Genomic DNA, 17805 nt, shown 5'->3' with positions numbered 1-17805 from the left:
AAAAACAACAATACTACAAAAAATGAATATAGCTTCCTTTAAAAAAATAGTTCTTTTCATACTCTTGCTTTCAACTACAAGCTATAGTTTCGGACAAAGCATCGAATTATCAAAAAACACACAAGTTAGCGTAATTACTTGCGGAACGGGTAACGAATCCTATTCTCTTTTTGGACACACTGCGATTCGGGTACGCGATACCATCAACGGAATTGATGTGGTATACAATTATGGTGCATTTGATTTTAACACTCCAAATTTCGTCATGAAATTCATAAAAGGCGACTTACAATATTTTGCTGTAGCGCACTCCTATCCTGATTTCATTACTCAATATCAATATGAAAAAAGATCCGTTTATGAGCAGGAATTAAACATGCCATTCCCTTTGAAGCAAAAATTATTTGACAACCTGAATACTTCTTTAGCCTCTGGCGAAAGTCATTATACCTATAAGTTTATTGATAAAAACTGCACATCGATGGTTGTTGACATCATCAACAAAACGTTAGACACCACCGCAATTGTAAAAAATACGGATACCGACATAACTTACAGAACAATCCTTTATCCGTATTTTGACAATCACTTTTACGAAAAATTAGGGACGAGCATCATCTTTGGAAAAAAAGTAGATGGTTTGGGGACGCAACTATTTTTACCATTTGAACTGCAAAAAAGCCTGAAAAACATTTCTTTTCAGAACCAACCACTAGCACAGAAAAACAAGACACTACTAGAATTCGAGAATGAAGCTCCTGGCTCTTGGTGGAATAATATCTATACCTATATACTTTTCCTTGGGTTTATAGTACTGATAAATAAGAAAAGTATTGATTTATTTTATCTCATCCTAATAGCGATTATAGGCCTGTTTTTTACGTTTGTTGGATTTTATTCGTCACATTTGGAATTAGGATACAATTATAATATTTTAATTTTTAATCCAACTTTATTAGGATTACTTTATTTTTATTGGACAAAAAACAAAAAAGGAATTTACAATCTCGCGTTATTCAATATCCTATCGCTGGGAATCTATTTCTTTGTAGTAATTAACAAAGTTCATTTTTTACTGGTACTTCCATTAATAATTACTAACGGAATTGTTTTGGTAAGACTGGCGATTCAAAATAAAAAACGCATTCCAATTATAATTTAAAATATTTACAGTAATTAGGAATACTACTGTCCTCTATAAAATAAAACGGTGGTAATTGTTTTAAAAGCAATATTTAAATCCAAAAAAATACTTCTGTGTTTGATATAATACAAGTCGTATTGAAGTTTTATCAAACTGTCATCAATTGTGGCACCATAAGCGTAGTTTACTTGCGCCCATCCCGTAAGGCCTGGTTTTATAATATGTCTTGTTTCATAGAAAGGCATAATTCCGGCAATTTCCTTTACAAAAAAAGGACGCTCAGGACGAGGGCCAATAACAGCCATATCTCCTTTTAAGATATTTATAAATTGCGGAAATTCATCAATTCTTGTTTTTCTTAAAAACTTGCCGAATACTGTTACCCGAGAATCATTTGTAGTGGTAAAAACTGCTCCGTTAGATTCAGCGTTACTGACCATCGTTCTGAACTTTAAAATTTCAAAAACCACACCATCTTTGCCTACACGTTCTTGAGTATAAAATAGCTTTCCCCGATTTCCTATTGCGTTTCCGATTAGTATTAAGGGAAATAACACCAAACCGATACACAATCCAAGCACCGAAGCACTGATTTCAAAAATACGAGCAGCAATTAAATACAACTTATTGTGATTGCTTCTGCTAAAAGGAAAAAACCGATAAAAATCTCTAGACATATAATGTACCGGAATACGTTGCGTTTTACTTTCGTAGACTTGTGTATATTCTCGAATTATGGCTCCAGACTCCAGTAAATGAAGCAATTGCTGATACAAATCAGCCGTAATCCCATCTGTCTTTTGGGAAGCAATCACAATTTCGGATATAGAATTTTGTTTTACGAAAGAAAACAACGCATCCCGCTTTATATTTTTAACGTAGGGAAATTCAGCTGCCTCATCTTCAGCTGCATCAGCATTAACAAATGCAATTATTTTATAATGAGGATCGATATTTTCTAATCCGGATATTAACTCTTCTACTTGATCATTATCACAGATTAAAACTGCATTTTGCAAAAATCGAGTAGAGGCTAAAAACGAAACATAAAACATTCTCCATAAAAACAAAGCAAAAAACACCACTACATAAAACAATACAATCTGAATTCTTTTTGAAGGAAGTTCTGGAGAATAAATTGGTGTTAGCAAATACACTAACACAGTTGTTGAAACGGTGAGAATAGTACTCTTTAGTACCTGAAATTGATTACTGGCAACCTGAAGATTATACATTTCGAAGATAGTCCCGAAAAGATTGATATAAACGCCTAGAATTAATATCCAGTACAAATTATTGGTAGACAAAATAAAATAATCAAAATCAAATATATTTCCTGTCAAGAACAAAGAACCAAAAACAAAAAAAACATCAAAAACACGCAGAATCATCTTTCGTTCTGATATTTCAAAATGCATTTTATCAACTGAAAACATAGGTGGTATTTACGTTTAAGGCTGCAATTTAGTACTTTTGCCTCGAAGTAAATGGAAGAAATATTAATTTTTTTAACAAAATTTTAATAGAGTACATTTTAATACAACACAAATACTAATAAGATAACTAAACAAAGTACTTTTAGTGTTTTTTCAAGTATTAAAATGTATCCAAAACCGATCCGAAATGCATTTAATCAATAATAATAAAGAATAACTCAACGATAACCGAACACTGAAATCTGATTACTAATCACTGACCACTGAATACTTATCACTAAAAAAACTAATCATTATTCTTCATTCTTAACCCTCCTCGGACTCCCCAACTGTACATTCAATAAAGATAAAGAATACACAAAGGCAGGAGCCGCAGTTCGCATAGCAGCATGATTAATGGTTAACAACCAAAAGACAACAAAACACAATAAGAACATATTAAACTTATTATCTAAATACAAAACCAGAGGTGTGAAAAATAAAATTAATAATGCTAATACTCCTAATGAACCATGCTCCGCTAACATACGGGTAATTTCATCGTGTGACAAAGCCGCATCTGGGGTGTCTAATTTTCTAACTTCAACTCCTTTCCCAACACCTACACCAAAAATAGGATTCTTTAAAAAGATATTAATTTCATCCTTTGCTATTTCCTCTCTTCCAGTCAATTGACTTTTTTTTGCCCTTCCGGCGGCATCTTGATTCGCATACCGCTTATCAATAAGCCCACCTGTTTGAAACGATGTATACGACCACGTTGCTATTAGTGCAATTACTAATAAAACTATGATATAATTTAATTTCACCTTCCCTGCAAAATTAGATTTAAAATACAAAAAGAACAGTAGTAAGAAAATCATTAAAAATCCGGTAATCATTCCTCCACGAGAAAAGGTAATCATCCCCCTATACGTAATATTCAAGGCTATAAAAACATTAATTAAAATTTGAAATTTTGTTTTAGAATCCAATATTATTCTGGAAAAAAAAATAAACATACCCAAGCCAAGAATAGTGGCTACTTGATTAGGGCCGTAACCCCCAGAAGTTTGAAAATTAGATTCAGTTCCGGTAACCACCTCCTGAATATTTGGTGTATAAAGGGTTAAATATACCATGCAGCTGATAATAGGCAATCCCATACTCAACAAAATATTATTGGTGTCTTCTAATGAAATCTTACGCCTAAACGTATACAAGGAAGCGATACCCAGACAAACGGGACCAGATATATTAAATGCAATCGCTTTCCGGATATCAGTTTCAAAATTCAATGCAAAAGTTGAAATAACAATACTGGGCACCAATAAAAGTAAGAAAGTCCAATAGGGTGCGGCACCTTTAGAAAAACCACTGTAATACATTCCTAACAGGATAAAAACCATTACACCGTACTTCGAAATTTCATACAAAGGATTTCCGCCGGTCATCCGCAAAAAAACTTCACTCCCTACCACATAAGCAGCTACAATAAGCGCTTCATTACTTCTATTTTGACTTTTAATGATGTAATACAACCCAAAAATAAAAATAGAATATCCATATATTTTAGAGGTAAACGGTAGAACATAACCCAATGCACCAATAAAAACATGGAAAAGAATTAAAAACAAATAGGATTGATCCTCTTTTTTCATTTACAAATATTGTTTAACCAATTTAAATACGCTGCAACTACAGCTTTTTTTGAATAATGCTCCTGTACCTTTTTATAAAGTAAATTGCCAAAATCAAGCTGCTGAAACTCATTGTCTATTAATGCTCCTAATGCCTCGTAAAACAAATGCTCATTTTGAGGAGCCACAAGAAAACCGTTTTCTCCATTGATAATCAACGAGGATATTTCCCCTACATCAGTAACTACAACAGGTTTTTTTAATCCTCCATATTCTAAAAGAGCAACAGGAAGACCCTCTGATTGTGATGTTAAAATCCCTATCGTAGCTTGTTGTAAAATATTTTCAATATCGGATTTGGTACCGTAAAGAAACACATTTTTTTCTAAATCAAAAGAAACTATAAGATCCTTAATTTTTTGAGAATATTCATCATTAAAATCTTTTCCGACCAAATGAAAAGTCCACTCTGGATGGGATATTTTTAGTTTACGTGCTACTTTCAATAATAAAAAGTGATCTTTCTGTACTCGGAGATTAGCTAAACATACGATTCGCTTTCCTTCGATTCCCTTCAATACAGTAAAGGCGTTGCTATTATTCCCTTCAGAAGGGAAATTAGGCAAATAAATCGTATTCTTGAAATTCATTTTTTGCTCAGCCCAAACTTTCAATTTTTGGTTTACGGCTATAATTCCGCTAAAAAAAGGTAACGTAATTTTTAAAGCACCTAATGGCCTTTTGGATAAAAACTCACTATCCCCATAATGATCATGCCAAATTAATTGTATCGAAGGACAAACTAATTTCAATAAAAAAGCTAGAAAAAAAGAGGTACTGTGAGCATGAACAATAGTGACCTTATGCTGCTTCACATAATTTCTTAACATGTAAAGTGCTTTTAAATCAACTGCTTTATATCTATTCAAAAATAAATATGATATCCCTTCGTCAACCTGACTTAAAAGTGGTCCTTCTTTACGACTAACCACCAATCCGGAAAACTCAATAGTATGGAATAATGCATTAGCATAACTCACTGCCATACGCTCGGCACCACCTGCCTCAAGAGAATCTATAATTTGAATGACTCTTATTTTATGATTGTTATGTTGCATCTTCCTCTTCTACTCTTATTTCTTATTTCTTCTTTCTCTCTTAATCTCAGATTTTGCATTTTGCCGCTCCCATCGCTCCCAATTCAAACCCTCCAGACTTTAAACTTTAAACTTCAATCCCCTATACAATTAACTCCTTAATCGCTTCCTCAAAAACATCCAGTGTAAACATTCTGGACCATTCCGCAGCTTTATTTTTTTTAGCATCAAAATCGGTTTGATCCTTTAAAATCGCCTCAATTTTAGCACTATCTTTTTCTAAATCCTGCTGCAATAAAATCCCTCTATTCCCATAATCCAACATATAAGGCACACAAGAAACGGAAGTAGCTAGAGGAACACAACCCCAAAACATACCTTCTGCGATTACTTTGGGCCAACCTTCGCTGTCAGAAGGTAATACTACAAAATGACTGCTTTGATAGACTTTCTTAACAATGTCCTGTGATTGGTTTCCTTGTAATGAAACAATCTTTTCTAAAGTATGCATTGCAATATAATCCTCCAGCATTTCTCGTTCCACCCCATCTCCATAAAGATTCAATCTCACTGCATATCCTTTTTGATGCAAATTTTCTACTAATTGTATAGCATATAACGGATGTTTACCTTGTACTAAGGCACCAACAAAAACAAAGTCAACAATTTCATTCAGACTTTTTTGAGTAACAGGTACTATATCATGGGTTGTATAGGAAGCTGTAAAAAAAGGTTTTATATTATGGCTCATGCCTTCCCACTCACCGTAAACCAAAACCTGCATATTTCGGGTTAAAAAAGTATTGTTCAAAATCCATTGTTGCAATTTATACGTCAAAGGCTGTTTGGATTTCGTATCCCAATTCCCAGCATATTTTGCAGTTTTTGGTGTATTTGGAAATAAAATCTGAACAAAACATCCCAGCAATCCAATGTTTCCGGGACACCGTAAATGAATGTGATCGGCCCAAAACATGGATTTAAATAGAATAAAGAGATTATAAAACACATAAAAAAAAGCTTTTATGATATTAACGAAAGAATTCAAATTAAAATCAATTAATTTAAAATGAGAGACAATTTCAAAAGGCAATTTAGAAACTAAAAGTCCATTTTCATTTCCCCAAATTGGGCAACAAAAGGCGATTTCGTCAGCATATTTTTCCCAAATGACTAACTCATTTACATACGGACTATAAGCGTAAACTTCATTTTGCTTATAAACGAAGGGTGCCGTTGAAACAATTAACAACTTCATTATATATATCCTTTAGATCCATTTTGAGAAATAACAACTGCGGGAACTCCTAAGGCCACATCAGAATCAGAAAGTGACTTGTTTACCATAGAACAAGCTCCAATCAACACATTATTACCAATACTGATTTTGCCCGCAACAACTGAATTCGCTCCAATATAGACTTCATTACCTATGACAGGAATCCCTCTATTTTCTCCCAGCCCGGAAACACCTACTGTTACCCCTTGAGAAATATTACAATTATAACCTATAATGGCTTCTGAATTGATAATAATTCCTCCAAAATGCCCAATATAAAAAGAATGCCCAATTTTAGCAGATGCTGGAATCGAAATTCCGGTTATTATTTCAATAATTTTTTGCCCTATCAAGCAAACAAACAAAAGTAAATGGCGTACTAAAGGAATACGAACATTTGTAAAGATATAATGTGAAATACGGTAATGAAACACTGCCCAAAATCCTTGAGTAAAAAAAAATATTACAACAAAATGACCACCATAATCCTGATGTTTTTTGTAATCCGATTGTATAAGTTTAAATAATGTCATGAATTAAATTACTTTACTCTAAAAAATTGTAAGGACTAAATAAAAAGTGAATTTTATTGAATTTTATTGATTTATTGTGGCTTGTTGATTATGAGACTCCACCAACCAACCATTCTACCCAAAGATTCCGTAAAAGCTTCTTTTCTATTAATAGTTGTAAATGTATTGCTAAATCTGATTATAGTCAATAATATGGTAATAGAATGCCACTTAAATTTTACATTTAAAGTCGGTTGGGGATTCTTTGTTCGCCACACATACCAACCATTTCGCACCACCATTTTCCCATATTGATATTGATTAGGTCTTCCTGCGGCATCATGATAATGGTACAAAGTTGCAGCAGTATTCAAATATAGCTTACCCATTTTAGCTACTCTTAACGTAAAATCAGCATCTTCATACAGCCCATAACCTTCAAAATATGTTGAAAAATGCAACGTATCAAATACTTTTTTTCTAAACGAAGATACTCCGCCCATCAACATTTCAACTTCATATGTTTTTCCACTTGGAGGCAAAAACCCCACACTACGACCGTGTGAATATAAGGAAGAATATCCGGGAGGACAATCGCTGTCTAATCCCAATTTTTTTCTTAGCACGAATCGGCTGCCATCTTTTATTTTCCATCCGTCAAAATAAAATTCATTTATTTTTGGCTGATATTTTTCTCCAACAAATTCAGTTTTAGTTTCATCAATAATATACCCTCCAACACCCAAAGCCTCTGGAAAGATTTGATACGTTTTTAATAGTTCTTCAAAATAAGTAGCTGTCAAAACAATATCATCGTCTAAAAAACAGATTATATCTGTATCAGCTGCAACTCTTTCAATTCCAAAATTGCGTTGTTTAGTCAAACCTCGATGTTGTGGTGAAACGGAATAATAATTTAAATTATCAAATGAATTATTAACTATAATTACCTCCGTATCCTGATTAGTGGAGCCATCGATAATTAATATTTCATCTGGATATTTTGTTTGCTCTCTCACAGACCTTAAAAGTTGTAATAAAGGCTCAGCACGCTGGTACGTGCAGATAATTAATGAAAATTTCATGAATCTATTTTTAATTGATTAGCCCAATAAACACTTTGTCTCCATTGTTTATTAAAAACTGCGAAATATTGAAAAGGATTCCTAATCTTTTGATGCTTAAAAAACTTAAAAAACAAAACGGTTTTATACCCTAAGATTTGTTGTTTTGTGTTATGCGTAATCAAATACAGCATCACTGTAGGAGATGGCTTTGGCTGAATGACTTCATCATGCCACTTCAATATTGGTTTTGTTCTAAATCCTCCAACTGGCGCCTTTAAATGCAATATTGAAGGTTCTGGCAAAAATAAAATATCATTTCCTTGATTTCTCAATTGCATCCCAAAATCGCTATCTTCCCCATAACCAAATTCATAACCAAGATTAAAACTACATTTTTTTAAAATGTCACTGCCAACAACACTACAACCAGAACCGAAACTTCCCCATTGAAAAACATTATTAAAAGTGAGCACTTCATTTTCCTGCAAACAACATAATGAAACTGCTTTTACTCCAAATTTATCCATATTTTTAAAGCTCTTTTCGATAAAGTCTCCACTAATTCTGATATCATCATCAGCAAAGAAAACCCATTTGCTTTTAATTTGTTTTTGAGCCAGATTTCTGGCATTGCAAGCTCCTGCCTGATGCGTGAAAATATGTTGTATTTCAAAAGGCCACTTTTCAATTTCTACATAATCCAATTCACTTTTACTAAATGGTTCTGGATTTTGTTCTACTATAATAATCTTCTGAGGTAAAAGACTTTGCTTTGAAAAATCTTTTAACACATCATATAAATATTCTTTCCTCCCAATTGTTGGAATTATGACATCTATAGTTTCATTATCTGTAATTACTCTTGATGATTGAACGACAATATCATCTATATTTATTTTATTATTAAATCTTTTTTTAAAAAAAAGTGTGGAAATAAAAGGATAAAACAAAATTTTACGTTCATATAAAAGCAAATTCAACGCTAACAAAAATACCCATCTCGTTTTATAATGTTGCTTCACAAAACGAAAAAGTGTAAAGTTGGATGCTTTAACAAGTGAATCAATTATTTCTACCGACTTCAAAAGCTGTGGTTCGGAATAGCACAACAATCCCAACGGCATACATAATTTAGCCAGTGAACTCAGATAATAATCTAAATCGGGTTCACAAACTATTTTATCACCTATTGCATTTAAAACAGAAGCGTGAATAACCCCAACATAACTACTCATTTGCCACGTAGGATACGAGACCTTTTTATTAACGTTAATAAATAAAGATTCCTCTGCATATCCGATGGAATTATCAAAAAAATTATTTGATTTCGGTCGAAACGAAAGCATCATTTTATTATGATGAAAAAGCGTTGCAATCTTATCCATATTCAAACTGTTTTCCAGTAATTGATGGCACCAGACGATAGTATCCAGAGGAAATTGATGGGCCAATATCATAAGTACTTCTGGAATGCTCGAATGCATCGCAACAGCAACTGATTCATTATGACTCGACACAACTTTAGTTACACGGTTATTTTGATGATACAATACAATCACGATTGTCCAATTATAGATTGATAAAAAAGGATGTTCTGTGGTGCAATTTTTTCTATGTCAAAAACGGCTTCCACACGTTTTCTGGCATTTCCTCCCATTGACAAACAGAGATCCATGTCGTCTAACAACGAAATTATTCTATCAGCATAAAGAGAATGATCGTGCGGATGTACCAGAAAACCACTTTCACCATCTGCAATTAATTCCTGTGCCCAACCTATATTAGTATTAACCACCGGCTTTTGCAGTGCCATTGATTCTATAGTTACCATGCCTAAAGTTTCTGCAAAGCTGGGAAAGATACAAACTTGTGCTTGTTTGATGTAGTTTTGAACATCCTGATAAGATATTTTCCCGAGGTAACTTACTTTTTCTAAATCATTTATATCAAATTCTTTTTGAAGCAGTTGCCAGGTAGAATGGCTGCCTGTTTGTACATCTGAAGAATCTCCACCAATTAAAATCAGCTTTGCTTCCGGAAATTGCAACCTAACTTTTTTAAAAATTTCAGGCAGTTCAAACACACCTTTCTTGCGTATTACCGTGCCTATATACAACAGTATTCCCTTTTCAAAAAGTGCTGGATTTTGATTTTCAAAATGTTCTAATACTAATCCGTAATGAATAGTTTGTATAGTTTTGTTTTTAATATCAAATAATTCTTGAGAAATTTTCCCTGCATAAGTAGTCGGTGCAATAAAGGCCTTGGCTTTTTTAGTTGCTAATTTTTCAAACCAAAAATTCTTTGCTTTTTGATGTCGTTTTTCGATATGGCAAAAATAAGTATCGCTACCATGAAACCGAATCACCACTGGTGCTTTCAAACGCATAAAAGCAGTAATTCCTGTCCAGTCAGGTGCTTCGATAACATCAATTTGCTCAGAAAGGATGTGCTTATTTAGGTAGTTCTGGAGGTACTTTCTATGACAATACCAACCCATAAATTTGTATTTTCTATTTTTGATCAAGTGAATGGTCATTCCCTCCTCGATAAGCACCGCATCCTCTTGCTGGCCATATACAAATACTGAAACTTTGACTTTTTCTTTGGCCAAAGCAACCACTAAATTCTTGATACTGGTACCAATACCGGCAGCGTGAGCTACTCTTTCGTGGGGATATTCAGGAGTTAGAAAGGCAATGTGCATAGTTTATTTATTGAAAAAATCTTTTATAATTACGCTGGTAAACAATCGTGCTCCTGTATCATTCAAATGCCCGCAGGAGGAGAAAAACTGATCGCCTTGAACTGCACTTTCATAATTATGAATTTCGGGATACATCTGATGTACTTTTTCAAAATAATTTAATCCTTTGGTATTAGTACACATGGGTGTCATAACGGTTATCAGGTTAATATGATTTATTTTACAAAGATGCTTTATTTCTTCATAGTATTTATTATGCAAGGGTTTTAGATTAGTCAAGTCATTTTTCATATTGGCATTTGGATTTTTACCCAACGGATAATAACCTAAATGATCCAATAACTTGGTTGGTTTTTTTAGGGCAGAGTTATACATTTCTCTAAACCCTACCTGAGGTTCAAAAACAATGTACCTATAAAAAGGAAGGTAATAGTTAACCCAAAAATCAGGCTGTTGTGCAAAATGAGCTGCAATAACTTTAGAATCGTGAATATAAGGCATAAATTTAGATGCCACACTCTCAGACTCCTTCTCATTCGACAAGTTCAAATCGGCTTCAAGTATCACATTTTTTATGACATACTTCCGTTCTATCATTAATTTCAGTAGCAATGAGGCTTCAAACAAATGCCCGCCACTCATACCATAATTAAAAGCCTTCAATCCTTTGTCTTCAAACATTGGAGCTACAAAATGATTATTGGCTCTCGAGGATCCTAAAATTACTACATCATAATCGCGCGATGCTGAGTTGTAAACATAATCAATTTTCCCCCTATTGGAGGATTGTAAATACACTTTTGTATATACTAAATCTAATGCAACCAACACAAAAAAGGTCAGCAAAAGTATTTTGATGGTAAAAATTAAAAACCGTTTCATTGTTGTTTTACTCTTTTTATATTTGTGATTTCAACAAACTTCCATATCGCGATTGCTCTCTCATTTCGACTAAAGAGAAATGACATAATAAAAACTTCATTTACTGACATTTCCCTAGCCTGGCAAAACGGAAATTTCATCCCTAAAACTGAAAATAAATAAATTCTTTATAATCCGAATACGTTCCTAAAGCAATGACAGCTGCAATACATAATGCTAATTTAAGACTACTGTATCTTCCTGAAATGGGTTCCACTTGGGTTCGGCTATTCCATTCTACTAGAACAAAAATGCTTATCATGAATACAATTTCATAATTATACCGTTCATTTTCTAAATACTGCGGTAAAAAATGCTGATCAGTAAAAATACGACCAATATAATCAAAAGCATCTCCTATCGATTTTACCCTGAAAAATACCCAAGCCAAACAAGTTAATGAAAAGGTACTAATGATACTTAAAATTACCTTAAGAGAATTCCAATTCCAATACAATGAAACCGTTTCCATATTAGACCTGTTCTTTTTTAAAAGTAACAACGGTAAAAAATACAAGGCATTAATAAATCCCCAAGCTATAAATGTCCAATTGGCGCCATGCCAAAAACCACTGACTAAAAAAATCACAAAGGTATTTCGAATTTTCATCGCCATGCCACCACTGCTTCCTCCCAAAGGAATATATAAATAATCCCTGAACCATGACGATAGCGAAATGTGCCAACGACGCCAAAACTCCGCTATATCTCTTGAAAAATATGGGTAATTAAAATTACGCAACAAATCAATTCCAAATAATTTTGACATTCCCAGAGCCATATCTGAATAACCGGAAAAGTCCCCATATATCTGAAATGCAAAATAAACTGCTCCCAATAACAATGATAGTGAATTCATCGAATGATAATTATCAAAAATTGCATTGGCATAGGTAGCGCAAGTATCGGCAATGACTACTTTTTTGACCAATCCCCAGATAAACTGATAGATTCCTTCTTTGGCCTTTTGATAATCAAAAGTACGTTTCACTTTCACTTGTGGCAATAAATGTGTAGCTCTTTCAATTGGACCTGCCACCAATAATGGAAAATAACTGACAAACAAAGAGTAATCCACAAAGTTATATTCGGCTTTTATACGTTTTAAATAAATATCAATCACATAGGATAAACCGTGAAAAGTATAGAACGAAATACCCACTGGTAAAACTACATTCAGCAATAAAGGACTTGTTTGTAATCCAAACCCATTCAATAAATCAGAGAAAGAATCAGCAAAAAAATTATAATATTTAAAAACTCCCAGAAAACCAAGATTAATACTGATACTCAACCAAAACCAAAATTTTCGGAAACCTTCGGATTTTGCTTTTTCAATTCGAATTCCGGTATAATAATCCAAAAAAGTAGAGAAAACCAACAAAAATAAAAAGCGCCAATCCCAACAAGAATAAAAATAATAACTCGCTAGAATAAGAACTGCATTTTGAGTGCTTTTAGTTTTATTAAAAACAAACCAATACAACACAAAAACAATAGGCAGGAAAATAGCGAAAGAAAAAGAGTTGAAAAACATATTATTTTTTTAAACAATTATCGATAGCTGTCCATATTTTCTCTGAAGCTTGTGTTGGAGTTACACCGGCCACAATTTCATACCATTTTTTCCCTTCTGAAACATTTGATAATTTGCCTGCTATGATTTGACTTACTAAATATTCCAACTCTTTTTTATCCGTACAAAAAACAGCCGCTTCTGGACTGGGCATACTTCTAAAATGAACATACTTATAATTTTGTCCAATGTCTCGAATTCCTTTTCTTAATTGTGGTTGCTCGTAATTGAAATAGATGCACGGTTTTTCATGTGCTACAAAATCAAAAACAGTAGAGGAACATACATTCGTTACCAATTCAGAATGGGCACATACATTGTACAATAGTGCTACATCTTCTTTAGTAGGCAAAATTTCATTCCATTGTTTCCCCATAGGTTTCCAGATAGGATCTATTGCGACAATGACATCAGCATTCGCCTGCAAAACAGCATCGTATCTACTAGTCGTATCAACAGGACATTTTCTGTAGATAATTCCCAGATTTTTGCCTTTAGCATTTAAACTGCGTACCGCATGTGCTAAATCTTCTAAATAATATTGATCTAGAGGCGATGTAGTTTCATCATCACCGGAATAACAAATATATTTTTTATCAACATCCAAATGATGCTCGGCACAAAACGCAGCTCTTTCTTGCAGCAATCGGCTGTCGTAATGCGGTTCAAACTGAGGTGTCCCTGTAACAATAACTTGGGATTCGTGTATGAATGAGTAGTATTTTAGAACTTCCGATTTCATTAAATCACTCCAAACAAAATAATAATCCGTTTCCACCACTTGCATTGCCTTAGGCACATTATCCCAAGAATATACAAAAGCAACAGTAGGAATCCCTAAATCTTTCGCTGCTAATAAAGCGCTTATAGATTGCGTGGCGCGCTGTGTGGTACAAAATACTAAATCCGGTTGGTGTTCTTGTAACTGAGCTTTGCAATACTGGTATTTCTCAGTGGAACGTTCTAGTCTATTGATTCGTTTTCGGATACGGACAATCCCTTTTTTTGATGAATTCAACCCTATTAATAACTTCGTATAAAGCGTTATCAGTATGTTTTTCAAACCATTATAGCTAAAAGGAAATTTATAAGTAGGATACACGTCATCCTTAAATTTCTTTTGAGAAACATTCAATTCGATGTGTTTTCTAATGCGGGAATAGATTGGTGTTAACCTATTTATTCTATGATTTTCAATTTTTACCTCATCATAACCCAACTCCTCTTTGAGAGAGAAAACAGTATTATTCCAATAGACAATTTGGTGTCCTTTTTGTTCTCCTAATTCCTTGAATTTAGTAAAGGCAAAATTACGCAGCCCCACTCCGTCTGGAAAAAAAACAAATATTTTTCTACTCATATTTATATCCCTAATTAATTATAAAAAAACAGTGTATTTAAAAACTCAATACTGTGTTTTTTTTTTAATCAATCTTATTTAAACTTTTTTATTCTTTAGTTTATCCCTCTGCACTTGTTCAATAGGTAAAATATCCATTGATTTAAAAGATAAAGCACTATGAACAGCGTTTAAGTCTCTAGCTAATTTTCGCAATCCCATAGGTTCTAATGAAGCAGCATGATCAGTACCTTTCCAGGTGCGATCTATTGTATAATGTCTTTCAATAATGTTGGCACCCAGCGTGTAGGCCGCTACATCTACGGCTATTCCCAAATGATGTCCGGAAAAACCAATATGCTTTACAATAGCATCATATTTTTGCTTCAGCAAAGTAATATCTAACAAACACACATCCTCAAAAGGCACCGGATATCCTGAGGTACAATTGTATAACACTAAGTCTTTATTCCTGCCTTTTTCAACAAAATAATTGACCAGAGTATCTGCTTCATCTTTAGTCGTCATCCCTGTCGAAATATGAATTTCACCCTGGTAATGATCACAAAGCCAACCCAACATTTCAAAATTATTATTACAGGCAGATGGGATTTTAATAAATTCTGGATTCAAAGAAGCTATTTCTTTGGCCGAGGTCGTATCCCAAACAGAAGTTGAATACGTAATTCCTATAGATTCACAATAGTCTTTTAACTCTTGATGTTGGTTCACATCAAATTCTAAAAATTCTCTATGTGCACCATAGGTATCACCATAAGAGTTGCTAGCATTTGGATGCGGTGCATTGTATTGCGCCTCTGTCAATAATTCGGTATTATTTCTTTTTTGAAATTTTACAGCATCAACATTACAAAAAATCTTTGCAATCTTTATCAATTCTTTCGCAATTGCTATATCGCCTTTATGATTACAGCCAATTTCAGCAATTACGTAAGGTTTTTTAAAATCAGTCATATCTTTTATTATACTTTAATACGATTTCACAAACTTCCCTGATAGCCCCGGCTCCAGAAGCTGTTCCAAGCACAAAATCAGCGTTCAGTTTTACTGTAGCAGTTGCATTTGCCGGAGCAAAAGACAAACTGGAACTACACATATTAGTCAAATCATTTACATCATCTCCTACATAAGCAACAGCACCAAAACTACTATTTTTAGTGGCAAGAAATTGCTTTAAAAAAGAATATTTATCCTTAACACCAAAAAACGCCTCTTTAATTTGAAGTTTTACCATACGCTGTGCAACCAATTTGGAATTTTCAGAAGTCAATGTGATTACTTCAACATTATTCTCTCTTAAAATTTCTAACCCCATGCCATCACGCATATCAAACTTTTTGGCCATTTCTCCTTCTTCATTATAGTAAACCCCACCATCGGTAAAAACTCCATCAACATCCAATACTAAATAGTTAATCCTTTGCTGAGTCTTACTCTTTTTTTGTCGCTCTGTCAATAGATTTTCAACAATACCCCAATCAGAGATACTGTCAATCTCCATCAAAGTTTCTTCAGACATGGTTACTAAGCCAATGTCTCCGCTGACTCTGTTTTTAGAAGTTAAAAAAAGTTCTTTTTTAGTGGCATACACCGCACCATTTTCTATCAACAATCCTTCAAAATCTTGCCTTCTAGGCCTGTTAAACACATCATAATTTTGTGGTGTTCCATCACTATTCCAGGTAAACCGATGGGTATTGACTACAGTAAGAGCACTGTCATATTGTGTTGTAGTGATTTTATCTAAAACGGCATTAATATCGGCAGCTAAAGTCAAAGGGGAAGTCGCTTGAAGCAAACATAAAACAGCATAATCATGATTAATTTTGGCTGAAAACTCCATCATGGAACTCTCTGTAGAAGCGGTATCATTGGCATTTTCTTCATTGCGCAACAGGGCAAACACCTTATCGCTCCAGTAATATTCGCGTTCTATATAGCAAATGATGTCTGTATCGTTTGTAAACACATAAACAGCATCCAAATCAGAAAAAATAGCTTCCGTAAGCACCCACGAAAACAAAGGCCGTCCTGCCATTTTCTTTTTGTTTTTCCCTAGAATTCCTTTAGAATCTTTACGAAGTGGAATTATACCTATTTTTTTCATTTTTTTGAAATTATCTGGCTTAAAGTAATGACAAATATAGTCTTTTGAATGAGACTTAATTTAGGGATTGATGGTATTTGCAGTTTGCATTTCTTTTAATTTTTTTATCAGTTGATGTGTATATTCAATTGCACCTTTTTTATTCAAGTGAGATCGGTCAGAAAAATAGTGTGAATCCTTAAATAACTGAGAATTTTCAAAGTAGAATTTTGTGTTTTTATCAACTAGTAACCCTTTTACCCTGTTTACAAATTCCTCATTCTGGATTACAAAATTTGGTGGTACAAGAACGTATAATTGTATGTTTTCTTTTTTACAAATAGTCTGAAATTCCCCAAATAAAGTCAAACGTTCTGATAATTCATGTTTTGTATTATACTTTTTACTTTGCGTAATTTTTTTATCAAAATTGGTAGCGGTAAAATCCAACAACACTGTTCCTGCTTTGGTCCAATTTTCATATTTTGTGATTGGTTTTGGCTTTAAAAACTGTTCGTAACCCACTCTGGCAGAAAATAAACCAACTGCAAATGGAGAAATTTCTTTTCTAAAAATCAATGCATTTGTAATTTCCTGGTATTTCACTAAAGAGTAAAGCTTGTCGTATCGAAATTGTAACGTTTTTTCGTTGACAAATTCTCTATCATTATCTACCGTCAAAATTATTATTTTAGGTTTTTTGTTATGTTCTAACACCGTTTTTAAAAGAAATACTTGAAAATCAATATTACAACCGCGATAACCTAAATTAAACGTAGCTTGCTTTAAGCTATCCTGAATTAGATCGGAATACAGATTATGCTGTGCTCTGGAAGATCCAAATATCAAAATATCCTTATTCATTTTACCTTCCAGAATCCATTCGAGCCGTTTATCAAATTCACGATTCGGCAAAGACTGAATTTTCCAATAGATCAATTTATCCACCAGAAAAAAGAGTATCAAAAAAATCAATAATTTTTTTAGAAATTTTTTCATCC

General features: G+C 33.5%; 15 protein-coding genes. 1 reads left to right on the top strand and 14 read right to left on the bottom strand.

The features are described 5' to 3' along the window. Positions 1-22 precede the first annotated feature (22 nt). Positions 23-1162 (top strand): lipoprotein N-acyltransferase Lnb domain-containing protein, encoded by a 1140-nt coding sequence (locus tag ACXX80_RS08785; RefSeq protein WP_458552864.1) that lies wholly within the window; start codon positions 23-25, stop codon positions 1160-1162. 23 nt (positions 1163-1185) lie between these two features. Here the strand turns inward: ACXX80_RS08785 and ACXX80_RS08780 are convergent, their stop codons facing one another. From ACXX80_RS08780 to ACXX80_RS08715, 14 genes are all read right to left on the bottom strand, one after another. Continuing rightward, the gene (locus ACXX80_RS08780) at positions 1186-2580 is read right to left on the bottom strand and encodes an exopolysaccharide biosynthesis polyprenyl glycosylphosphotransferase (protein ID WP_458552863.1); all 1395 of its coding nucleotides are present in this window, start codon (positions 2578-2580) and stop codon (positions 1186-1188) included. Positions 2581-2873: 293 nt separating this feature from the next. Continuing rightward, positions 2874-4220, bottom strand: a complete 1347-nt coding sequence (locus ACXX80_RS08775) for an O-antigen ligase family protein (RefSeq protein ID WP_458552862.1) — start codon at positions 4218-4220, stop codon at positions 2874-2876. Beyond that, positions 4217-5317 (bottom strand): glycosyltransferase, encoded by a 1101-nt coding sequence (locus ACXX80_RS08770; protein ID WP_458552861.1) that lies wholly within the window; start codon positions 5315-5317, stop codon positions 4217-4219. Before ACXX80_RS08770 ends, ACXX80_RS08775 begins: the two co-directional genes overlap by 4 nt. A 121-nt stretch (positions 5318-5438) precedes the next feature. Beyond that, the gene (locus ACXX80_RS08765) at positions 5439-6554 is read right to left on the bottom strand and encodes a glycosyltransferase family 4 protein (protein ID WP_458552860.1); all 1116 of its coding nucleotides are present in this window, start codon (positions 6552-6554) and stop codon (positions 5439-5441) included. Beyond that, entirely contained in the window at positions 6554-7108 is a 555-nt protein-coding gene (locus ACXX80_RS08760; protein WP_458552859.1) for a serine O-acetyltransferase, read from the bottom strand. The genes ACXX80_RS08765 and ACXX80_RS08760 overlap by 1 nt, the downstream gene beginning before the upstream one ends. Positions 7109-7179: 71 nt before the next feature. Then, the gene (locus ACXX80_RS08755) at positions 7180-8172 is read right to left on the bottom strand and encodes a glycosyltransferase family 2 protein (protein WP_458552858.1); all 993 of its coding nucleotides are present in this window, start codon (positions 8170-8172) and stop codon (positions 7180-7182) included. Next, on the bottom strand, positions 8169-9713 hold the full coding sequence (locus ACXX80_RS08750) for a glycosyltransferase family 2 protein (protein ID WP_458552857.1): 1545 nt from the start codon (positions 9711-9713) through the stop codon (positions 8169-8171). Before ACXX80_RS08750 ends, ACXX80_RS08755 begins: the two co-directional genes overlap by 4 nt. Further along, complete coding sequence (locus ACXX80_RS08745) at positions 9710-10861, bottom strand: glycosyltransferase family 4 protein (protein WP_458552856.1); 1152 nt, start codon at positions 10859-10861, stop codon at positions 9710-9712. Before ACXX80_RS08745 ends, ACXX80_RS08750 begins: the two co-directional genes overlap by 4 nt. Positions 10862-10864: 3 nt before the next feature. Further along, on the bottom strand, positions 10865-11743 hold the full coding sequence (locus ACXX80_RS08740) for a hypothetical protein (protein WP_458552855.1): 879 nt from the start codon (positions 11741-11743) through the stop codon (positions 10865-10867). Between the two features lie 142 nt (positions 11744-11885). Next, positions 11886-13319, bottom strand: a complete 1434-nt coding sequence (locus tag ACXX80_RS08735; RefSeq protein ID WP_458552854.1) for an MBOAT family O-acyltransferase — start codon at positions 13317-13319, stop codon at positions 11886-11888. A 1-nt stretch (position 13320) separates the two neighbouring features. Further along, a complete protein-coding gene (locus ACXX80_RS08730; protein WP_458552853.1) occupies positions 13321-14718 on the bottom strand; it encodes a glycosyltransferase family protein in 1398 nt (465 codons plus the stop codon). Between the two features lie 78 nt (positions 14719-14796). Beyond that, positions 14797-15672 (bottom strand): N-acetylneuraminate synthase family protein, encoded by an 876-nt coding sequence (locus tag ACXX80_RS08725; protein ID WP_458552852.1) that lies wholly within the window; start codon positions 15670-15672, stop codon positions 14797-14799. Next, a complete protein-coding gene (locus ACXX80_RS08720) occupies positions 15665-16825 on the bottom strand; it encodes a cytidylyltransferase domain-containing protein (protein WP_458552851.1) in 1161 nt (386 codons plus the stop codon). Before ACXX80_RS08720 ends, ACXX80_RS08725 begins: the two co-directional genes overlap by 8 nt. Before the next feature lie 60 nt (positions 16826-16885). Beyond that, on the bottom strand, positions 16886-17803 hold the full coding sequence (locus ACXX80_RS08715) for a hypothetical protein (protein WP_458552850.1): 918 nt from the start codon (positions 17801-17803) through the stop codon (positions 16886-16888). Positions 17804-17805: the final 2 nt, after the last annotated feature.

It is taken from the genome of Flavobacterium sp. GNP002 (assembly GCF_054343795.1).
This window is presented reverse-complemented; position numbering and strand designations above follow the sequence as displayed.